The organism is Undibacterium sp. TC4M20W (genome assembly GCF_049340245.1).
Lineage (GTDB): Bacteria > Pseudomonadota > Gammaproteobacteria > Burkholderiales > Burkholderiaceae_D > Undibacterium.
In genome coordinates this window covers 1-253 of record NZ_JBMPPI010000100.1, presented here as the reverse complement: position 1 = coordinate 253, position 253 = coordinate 1, and the positions used below count along the sequence as shown (strand labels likewise).

At 51.0% G+C, this 253-nt stretch carries 1 pseudogene; it reads left to right on the top strand.

Annotated features, from left to right (window positions below):
• A pseudogene (locus ACO0LL_RS30455) lies at positions 1–253 on the top strand (IS3 family transposase); the annotation flags it as partial.

Genomic DNA, 253 nt, shown 5'->3' with positions numbered 1-253 from the left:
GGTGAAAGAAAAGCGCTTGCGACAGCCACGGATAGGCACACGCAAATTGCAGCACCTGCTTCAAGCAAAGATGAGAGAGCGTGGCATTAAGCTAGGAAGAGATCGTTTATTCGCATTACTTAGGGAAAGGCGATTACTGGTACCATGCAGGCGGGCGTATCACAAGACGACACACAGCCACCATCGCTTTCATAAGCATCCCAATTTACTCAAGGCTGGGCCGCAACAAGTCATCGCTTCGAGGGCAGAGCAA